Raw genomic sequence first — 9430 nt, 5'->3', positions numbered from 1 at the left:
GCGGTTGCTCGCAGTGGAGCTACCAGGTCAGACCAGCAAGTCTTACTTGATGATCTTGGTGACCTGGCCGGCGCCGACGGTCCGGCCACCCTCGCGGATGGCGAACTTCAGGCCCTCCTCCATGGCGACGGGCTGGATCAGCTCGACGCGCATCTCGGTGTTGTCGCCCGGCATGACCATCTCGGTGCCCTCGGGGAGGTGCACCACACCGGTCACGTCCGTGGTACGGAAGTAGAACTGCGGGCGGTAGTTGTTGAAGAACGGGGTGTGGCGGCCACCCTCGTCCTTCGACAGGATGTAGGCCTGGGCCTCGAACTCGGTGTGCGGGGTGACCGAGCCCGGCTTGATGATGACCTGGCCGCGCTCGACGTCCTCGCGCTTGATGCCGCGGAGCAGCAGACCGACGTTCTCACCGGCCTGGCCCTCGTCGAGCAGCTTGCGGAACATCTCGATGCCGGTGACCGTGGTCTTGGTCTTCTCCGGCTTGATGCCGATGATCTCGACTTCCTCGTTGACCTTGAGGACACCACGCTCGATACGGCCGGTGACGACCGTACCGCGACCGGTGATGGTGAAGACGTCCTCGATCGGCATCAGGAACGGCTTGTCGACATCGCGCTCCGGCTCCGGGATCGAGGTGTCGACAGCGTTCATGAGCTCCATGACGGACTCGGCCCACTTCGGGTCGCCCTCGAGCGCCTTCAGCGCCGAGACCTTGACGACCGGAACCTCGTCGCCGGGGAACTCGTACTCGGAGAGGAGCTCACGCACCTCGAGCTCGACGAGCTCCAGGATCTCCTCGTCGTCCACCATGTCGGCCTTGTTCAGGGCGACCACGATGTACGGCACGCCGACCTGGCGGGCCAGGAGCACGTGCTCCTTGGTCTGCGGCATCGGGCCGTCGGTGGCGGCGACCACGAGGATGGCGCCGTCCATCTGGGCAGCACCGGTGATCATGTTCTTGATGTAGTCCGCGTGACCCGGGCAGTCGACGTGGGCGTAGTGACGCGCCTCCGTCTGGTACTCGACGTGCGCGATGGAGATGGTGATACCGCGCTGGCGCTCCTCGGGAGCCTTGTCGATCTGGTCGAAGGCCGAAGCCTCGTTCAGGTCCGGGTACTTGTCGTGCAGCACCTTGGTAATGGCGGCCGTGAGGGTCGTCTTACCGTGGTCGATGTGACCGATGGTGCCGATGTTGACGTGCGGCTTAGTCCGCTCGAACTTCGCCTTCGCCACTGGGGTCCTCCTGTGGAGTGGTTCTGTACGCCTTACTCATCGGCGCCAGGTGATCTTTGCTGGGAAACCCGGGCCCGGGGCATTCCGACGGGTTGATGGCGGAATGCCCCTTGCAGGCTCCGGGGTCAAGCCTACGGCGTGTGGACGGAGTCCGTTACTCGCCCTTGGCCTTCGCGATGATCTCCTCGGCGACGTTCCGCGGAACCTCGGCGTAGGAGTCGAACTGCATCGAGTAGCTTGCGCGACCCGACGTCTTGCTGCGGAGGTCTCCGACGTAGCCGAACATCTCCGACAGGGGCACGAGGCCCTTCACGACGCGGGCACCGGCCCGCTCCTCCATGGCCTGGATCTGGCCACGGCGGGAGTTGATGTCGCCGATGACCTCACCCATGTAGTCCTCGGGCGTGGTGACCTCGACGGCCATCATCGGCTCCAGGAGCACGGGCGAAGCCTTGCGCGCGGCCTCCTTGAAGGCCTGCGAACCGGCGATCTTGAACGCGAGCTCGGAGGAGTCCACCTCGTGGTAGGCACCGTCGAGCAGCGTCACGCGGACGCCGGTCATCTCGTAGCCGGCGAGGACGCCGAACTGCATGGCCTCCTGGCAGCCGGCGTCGACCGAGGGGATGTACTCCTTCGGCACGCGGCCACCGGTGACCTTGTTGACGAACTCGTACGAGGCGTCGCCGCCCTCGATCGGCTCGATCGAGATGATGACGCGAGCGAACTGGCCGGTACCACCCGTCTGCTTCTTGTGGGTGTACTCGACCTTCTCGACCGCCTTGCGGATGGTCTCGCGGTACGCCACCTGCGGCTTGCCGACGTTGGCCTCGACCTTGAACTCACGGCGCATGCGGTCGACCAGCACCTCGAGGTGCAGCTCGCCCATGCCGCCGATGATGGTCTGGCCGGTCTCCTCGTCCGAGTGGACCTGGAAGGACGGGTCCTCCTCGGCCAGGCGCTGGATCGCGACGCCGAGCTTCTCCTGGTCGCCCTTCGACTTGGGCTCGATGGCGACCTGGATGACCGGCGCCGGGAAGTCCATGGACTCCAGGATCACCGGGCTCTTGTCGTCGGAGAGCGTCTCACCGGTGGTGGTCTGCTTCAGACCCATGACGGCGACGATGTCGCCGGCGCCCACCGACTCGATCTCCTCACGCTTGTTGGCGTGCATGCGGTAGATCTTGCCGATGCGCTCCTTCTTGCCCTTCACGGAGTTCAGCACCTGGGTGCCGGACTCCAGGCGGCCGGAGTACACACGGACGAAGGTGAGCTTGCCGAGGTGCGGGTCGCTCATGATCTTGAACGCCAGCGCCGACAGCGGCTCCTCGTCGGACGGCTTGCGCCGGACGATCGTCTCCGGGTCCTTCGGGTCGTGACCCTCGATGGCCTCGACGTCGAGCGGCGAGGGCAGGTAGCGCACGACCGCGTCGAGCAGGGGCTGCACGCCCTTGTTCTTGAACGCGGTACCGCAGAACACGGGGGTGACGGTGGTGCCGCCGCCCTTGCCGGAGGCGATGGTGATGCGGCGGATCGCCGCGTACAGCTGCTCCTCGGTGGGCTCCTGGCCCTCGAGGTACAGCTCCATCAGCTCCTCGTCGTTCTCCGCGACGGCCTCGAGCAGCTTGCCGCGCCACTCCTCGGCGGCCTCGGTGTGCGTGGCCGGGATGTCGGTGACGTCGTACATCTCGCCCTTGGCGGCCTCGGCGGACCACACGAGCGCCTTCATGCGGACCAGGTCCACGACGCCCTTGAAGTCGGCCTCGGCACCGATCGGCAGCTGCATGACCAGCGGCTGCGCGCCCAGGCGGTCCTTGATCATGTCGACGCAGCGGTGGAACTCGGCACCGGTGCGGTCGAGCTTGTTGACGAAGCAGATGCGCGGAACGCCGTAGCGGTCCGCCTGACGCCACACGGTCTCGGACTGAGGCTCGACGCCGGCAACGCCGTCGAACACCGTCACGGCACCGTCGAGCACGCGCAGGGAACGCTCCACCTCGACGGTGAAGTCGACGTGGCCAGGCGTGTCGATGATGTTGATGGTGTGGTCGACGTCGTCCAGCTGCCAGTGGCAGGTGGTGGCAGCAGAGGTGATCGTGATGCCACGCTCCTGCTCCTGCTCCATCCAGTCCATGGTGGCAGCGCCGTCGTGGACCTCACCGATCTTGTAGGAAACGCCGGTGTAGAACAGGATCCGCTCGGTGGTCGTCGTCTTGCCCGCGTCGATGTGGGCCATGATCCCGATGTTGCGGACCCTGGCCAGGTCAAGCGAAGTGGTAGCCATAAGGCTTCAGTCTTCTCTCGGTCTCGATGGGGTCTGCGACTACCAGCGGTAGTGCGCGAAGGCCTTGTTGGACTCGGCCATCTTGTGCGTGTCCTCGCGCTTCTTCACAGCGGCACCGAGGCCGTTGCTGGCGTCGAGGAGCTCGTTGAGCAGACGCTCGGTCATGGTCTTCTCGCGACGGGCGCGGGAGTAACCGACCAGCCAGCGCAGTGCCAGCGTGTTGGCACGGCCGGGCTTGACCTCGACCGGGACCTGGTAGGTGGCACCACCGACGCGGCGGGACTTGACCTCGAGGGTCGGCTTGATGTTGTCGAGAGCGCGCTTGAGCGTGATGACCGGGTCGTTGCCGGTCTTCTCACGCAGGCCCTCCATGGCGCCGTAAACGATGCGCTCGGCGGTGGAGCGCTTGCCGTTCAGCAGCACCTTGTTGATCAGGGAGGTCACCAGGGGGGAGCCGTAAACCGGGTCGACGTGGACCGGGCGCTTCGGGGCGGGGCCCTTACGAGGCATTCTTACTTCTCCTTCTTGGCGCCGTAACGGCTGCGGGCCTGCTTGCGGTTCTTGACACCCTGGGTGTCGAGGGAGCCACGGATGATCTTGTAACGAACACCCGGCAGGTCCTTCACACGGCCGCCTCGCACGAGCACGATGGAGTGCTCCTGCAGGTTGTGTCCCTCACCCGGAATGTAAGCGGTGACCTCGATGCCGCTGGTCAGACGCACACGCGCGACCTTGCGGAGGGCCGAGTTCGGCTTCTTCGGGGTGGTCGTGAACACACGCGTGCAGACGCCTCGACGCTGGGGCGAGCCCTCGAGTGCGGGCGTCTTGTTCTTTTCGACCTTGTCCTGCCGGCCCTTACGGACCAGCTGCTGGATCGTAGGCACTACTTCTCCGGTTTCTGTGTGCCGATGGGTACAGCTAACCTGGAACGTCGCCGACCCACGCGGTCGGGTGTGTCGAATCGTGCGGACCTTCGCCACAAGGCGAAAAGAAGCGCAGATTGCGGTGGCCGTTCATCGGCCTCCGGTGCGGTTGTGATGGCACGCACGAAGGCCAGGGCACACCCCAGGCACAAGGTCTGAGCGTACCTATCGCATTCGCTGCGGTCAAAACAAATGGGCGCCTCCCACAGGGGTGCGGGACACATGTCAAGACCCCGCGTCGAAGACGATCTTCAAATCTCCGGCCCACGGGTGATTCAGGTGATTTGTCCATCGTAGACCCACCGGTCCCTGGCTCTCGGCGGAAGCCCCGCGGCCGGGCTCCGGACCCGGGGGAACTCCCCTCAGGCAGCCACCAGCGCCAGCACGAACGACAGGATCAGCAGCACCGCCCACGCCGCGTTCGACAGCCACCCGAGCGCCAGCCCGGTCAGCGCCAGCGCGTCCCCCTCCTCACCGGTGCGCGCCATCTCCGCCCGCGCGGCATGCCCCAGCACCACCGCCGGGATGCCGGTCAGCCCGAACGTCAGCAGACACAGCCCCCCGCACACGGCCGAGGCGACCGCCTTGCCGTTCACCCGCGGCCTGGGCGCCGGCAGGAACGCCGGGGGCACGGGATGCGCCACGGGGTGCGGAGCGGGCCCCTGCGGCAGATCCGCCACCAGCAGCGCCAGCTCCCCCACCGTGCGCGCCGCGTACGCCCGTGCCACGCGCCGCTCGAACTCCTGCTGCTCCATGCGCCCCTCGCCGTACCCGGCTCTGAGCACGTCCACGGCCCGTTCCCGGTCGGCGTGCGAGGCGAGCATCGACGGCGCGTTCTGAGGGCCCCACGGCTGCCACGGCTGCGGGACACCGGGCTGCTGCTGCCAGGGCTGCCACGAGGGATACGGCGGCTGCGACACGGGGCACCTCCCGGAAGACCGGAGTGTCTCCATGATGCGCCCAGCGGCCCGTTCAGGCACCGACAGACGCACCGGCGGACCCGCCGGGGAACGCCGAAGGGCGGCCACCCCTCGCGGAGTGGCCGCCCTTCAGCGGACGTGCGCCTTACTGGTTGTACGGACCGTAGTCGTAGTCCTCCAGCGGGACGGCCTGGCCGGAGCCGGTGCCGAACGGCGAGTAGTCGATGTCGTCGTAGCCGACGGCCGAGTACATCGCGGCCTTGGCCTCCTCGGTCGGCTCGACCCGGATGTTGCGGTAGCGGGACAGGCCCGTACCGGCCGGGATGAGCTTACCGATGATGACGTTCTCCTTGAGGCCGATCAGCGAGTCGGACTTGGCGTTGATCGCCGCGTCCGTGAGGACTCGCGTCGTCTCCTGGAAGGACGCCGCCGACAGCCAGGACTCCGTGGCCAGCGAGGCCTTGGTGATGCCCATGAGCTGCGGACGGCCGGAGGCCGGGTGACCGCCCTCCTGGACCACACGACGGTTCTCCTGCTCGAACTTCGAGCGCTCGACCAGCTCACCGGGCAGCAGCTCGGCGTCGCCGGACTCGATGATCGTCACCCGGCGCAGCATCTGCCGGATGATGATCTCGATGTGCTTGTCGTGGATCGACACACCCTGCGAGTTGTAGACCTTCTGGACCTCGCCGACCAGGTGGACCTGGACGGCACGCTGGCCCAGGATGCGCAGCACGTCGTGCGGGTTGGTGGCACCCACGGTGAGCTTCTGGCCCACCTCGACGTGCTCGCCCTCGCTGACCAGGAGACGGGCACGCTTCGAGATCGGGTAGGACGTCTCGTCGCTGCCGTCGTCCGGCGTGATGACGATCTTCTTGGTCTTCTCGGTCTCCTCGATCCGCACGCGGCCGGAGGCCTCGGAGATCGGGGCGACACCCTTCGGGGTACGGGCCTCGAAGAGCTCGACGACACGCGGCAGACCCTGGGTGATGTCGTCACCGGCCACACCACCGGTGTGGAAGGTACGCATCGTCAGCTGGGTACCGGGCTCACCGATGGACTGGGCGGCGATGATGCCGACCGCCTCGCCGATGTCCACCAGCTTGCCGGTGGCCAGCGAACGGCCGTAGCACATCGCGCAGGTGCCGACGGCGGACTCGCAGGTCAGGACCGAGCGGGTCTTGACCTCCTCGACGCCGCGGGAGATCAGCTCCTCGATGAGCACGTCGCCCAGGTCGGTGCCGGCCGGGGCCAGCACCTGGCCGTCGACCACGATGTCCTCCGCGAGGCAGCGCGCGTACACCGAGGTCTCGACGTTCTCCGCCTTGCGCAGCACGCCGTCGGCGTCGCGGTTGGCGATCTTCAGGCGCAGGCCGCGGTCGGTGCCGCAGTCCTCCTCGCGGATGATGACGTCCTGGGAGACGTCGACCAGACGACGGGTGAGGTAACCCGAGTCGGCGGTACGCAGAGCCGTGTCCGCCAGACCCTTACGGGCACCGTGCGTGGAGATGAAGTACTCCAGCACGGACAGACCCTCACGGAACGAGGCCTTGATGGGCCGCGGGATCGTCTCGTTCTTGGCGTTCGACACCAGACCGCGCATACCGGCAATCTGACGCATCTGCATCATGTTGCCTCGCGCACCCGAGTTCACCATCATGAAGATCGGGTTGGTCTTGGGGAAGTTGTCGTTCATCGCCTCGGCGACCTCGTTGGTCGCCTGGGTCCAGATCTGGATGAGCTCCTGCGTGCGCTCGTCCTTGGTGATCAGACCGCGCTCGTACTGCTTCTGGACCTTCTCGTCAGCGGCCTCCCACTTGGCGACGATCTCCTTCTTCGCCTCGGGGACGACCACGTCGGAGATGGCGACGGTGACGCCGGAACGGGTGGCCCAGTAGAAGCCGGCCGCCTTCAGGTTGTCGAGCGTCGCCGCCACGATGACCTTCGGGTAGCGCTCGGCGAGGTCGTTGACGATCTCGGAGAGCTGCTTCTTGCCGACCTCGTAGTCGACGAACGGGTAGTCCTCGGGCAGCAGCTCGTTGAAGAGCGCCCGGCCCAGGGTGGTGTTCAGCCGGAAGCTGTCACCGGGCTGCCACTCGGGCTCACCCTCCTCGCGCGCCGGCGGGGTCCAGCCGCGCGGCGGGATGGTGCCGACCGGGAAGCGGATGTCGATCTTCGACTGGAGCGACAGCTCGCCCGCGTCGAAGGCCATGATCGCCTCGGCGACCGAGGAGAAGGAACGGCCCTCGCCCTTCAGGTCGCGCATCTCGCCGTCGGTGGTGAGGAAGAACAGACCGAGGACCATGTCCTGGGTCGGCATCGTCACCGGACGGCCGTCGGCCGGCTTGAGGATGTTGTTCGAGGACAGCATCAGGATGCGGGCCTCGGCCTGGGCCTCCGCGGACAGCGGCAGGTGCACGGCCATCTGGTCACCGTCGAAGTCCGCGTTGAACGCGGTGCACACGAGCGGGTGGATCTGAATGGCCTTGCCCTCGACCAGCTGCGGCTCGAAGGCCTGGATGCCCAGACGGTGCAGGGTGGGCGCACGGTTCAGCAGCACCGGGTGCTCGGCGATGACCTCTTCGAGGACGTCGTACACCACGGTGCGGCCGCGCTCGACCATCCGCTTGGCGCTCTTGATGTTCTGCGCGTGGTTCAGGTCGACCAGGCGCTTCATCACGAACGGCTTGAACAGCTCCAGCGCCATCGCCTTCGGCAGACCGCACTGGTGCAGCTTCAGCTGCGGACCGACCACGATCACGGAACGCGCCGAGTAGTCGACACGCTTACCGAGCAGGTTCTGGCGGAAGCGGCCCTGCTTGCCCTTGAGCATGTCGCTGAGGGACTTCAGCGGACGGTTGCCGGGGCCGGTGACCGGACGGCCGCGGCGGCCGTTGTCGAAGAGGGCGTCAACAGCCTCCTGAAGCATGCGCTTCTCGTTGTTGACGATGATCTCGGGCGCGCCGAGGTCCAGCAGCCTCTTCAGACGGTTGTTGCGGTTGATGACCCGGCGGTACAGGTCGTTCAGGTCGGAGGTCGCGAAGCGGCCACCGTCCAGCTGCACCATCGGACGCAGGTCCGGCGGGATGACCGGGACGCAGTCCAGGACCATGCCCTTGGGGCTGTTGGAGGTCTGCAGGAACGCGGAGACGACCTTCAGCCGCTTCAGGGCGCGGGTCTTCTTCTGGCCCTTGCCGGTGCGGATGATCTCGCGGAGCTTCTCGGCCTCCTCCTCGAGGTCGAAGGACTCCAGGCGCTTCTGCAGCGCCGCGGCACCCATCGAGCCGTCGAAGTACGTGCCGAAGCGGTCACGCAGCTCGCGGTAGAGCAGCTCGTCGCCCTCGAGGTCCTGGACCTTGAGGTTCTTGAACCGGTTCCACACCTCGTCGAGGCGGTCGATCTCGCGCTGCGCGCGGTCGCGCAGCTGCTTCATCTCGCGCTCGGCACCCTCGCGCACCTTGCGGCGCGCATCGGCCTTGGCGCCCTCGGCCTCCAGCTCGGCGAGGTCGGCCTCGAGCTTCTTGGCGCGGGCCTCCAGGTCGGCGTCGCGGCGCTGCTCGATCTGCTGGCGCTCGACGGAGACCTGGGCCTCCAGCGAGGGCAGGTCGCGGGCACGGCGCTCCTCGTCGACCCACGTGATCATGTAGGCGGCGAAGTAGATGACCTTCTCGAGGTCCTTCGGCGCCAGGTCCAGCAGGTAGCCCAGGCGCGACGGGACGCCCTTGAAGTACCAGATGTGCGTGACAGGGGCGGCCAGCTCGATGTGGCCCATCCGCTCACGGCGCACCTTGGCGCGCGTGACCTCGACGCCACAGCGCTCGCAGATGATGCCCTTGAATCGGACGCGCTTGTACTTGCCGCAGTAGCACTCCCAGTCCCGGGTCGGACCGAAGATCTTCTCGCAGAAGAGTCCGTCCTTCTCGGGCTTGAGGGTGCGGTAGTTGATGGTCTCGGGCTTCTTGACCTCGCCGTGGCTCCACTGACGGATGTCGTCAGCGGTGGCCAGGCCGATCCGGAGCTCGTCGAAGAAGTTGACGTCGAGCACTATGCGTCAATCCCTCTCAGGGTCG

Annotated in this window: 6 protein-coding genes; all 6 read right to left on the bottom strand. The window is 66.8% G+C overall.

What is annotated here, in order from left to right; all coding sequences use genetic code 11:
- Positions 1 to 42: 42 nt before the first annotated feature.
- Positions 43 to 1236: an elongation factor Tu gene (gene tuf / locus ABD207_RS17985; RefSeq protein ID WP_343997519.1), complete on the bottom strand. Its 1194-nt coding sequence runs from the start codon at positions 1234 to 1236 to the stop codon at positions 43 to 45.
- 154 nt (positions 1237 to 1390) lie between these two features.
- Entirely contained in the window at positions 1391 to 3517 is a 2127-nt protein-coding gene (gene fusA, locus ABD207_RS17980; protein ID WP_344014098.1) for an elongation factor G, read from the bottom strand.
- A gap of 39 nt (positions 3518 to 3556) precedes the next feature.
- Complete coding sequence (gene rpsG / locus ABD207_RS17975) at positions 3557 to 4027, bottom strand: 30S ribosomal protein S7 (protein WP_167991111.1); 471 nt, start codon at positions 4025 to 4027, stop codon at positions 3557 to 3559.
- A 2-nt stretch (positions 4028 to 4029) separates the two neighbouring features.
- Complete coding sequence (rpsL, locus tag ABD207_RS17970) at positions 4030 to 4401, bottom strand: 30S ribosomal protein S12 (protein ID WP_003948652.1); 372 nt, start codon at positions 4399 to 4401, stop codon at positions 4030 to 4032.
- 401 nt (positions 4402 to 4802) lie between these two features.
- Positions 4803 to 5360: a DUF1707 and DUF4190 domain-containing protein gene (locus ABD207_RS17965; RefSeq protein WP_344014097.1), complete on the bottom strand. Its 558-nt coding sequence runs from the start codon at positions 5358 to 5360 to the stop codon at positions 4803 to 4805.
- Positions 5361 to 5505: 145 nt separating this feature from the next.
- On the bottom strand, positions 5506 to 9405 hold the full coding sequence (locus ABD207_RS17960; protein ID WP_344014096.1) for a DNA-directed RNA polymerase subunit beta': 3900 nt from the start codon (positions 9403 to 9405) through the stop codon (positions 5506 to 5508).
- Positions 9406 to 9430 lie beyond the last annotated feature (25 nt).

The organism is Streptomyces thermospinosisporus (assembly GCF_039526425.1).
GTDB lineage: Bacteria > Actinomycetota > Actinomycetes > Streptomycetales > Streptomycetaceae > Streptomyces > Streptomyces thermocarboxydovorans.
Note: the sequence above shows the minus strand (reverse complement) of the source record. Positions and strands in the feature narration are given on the sequence as shown.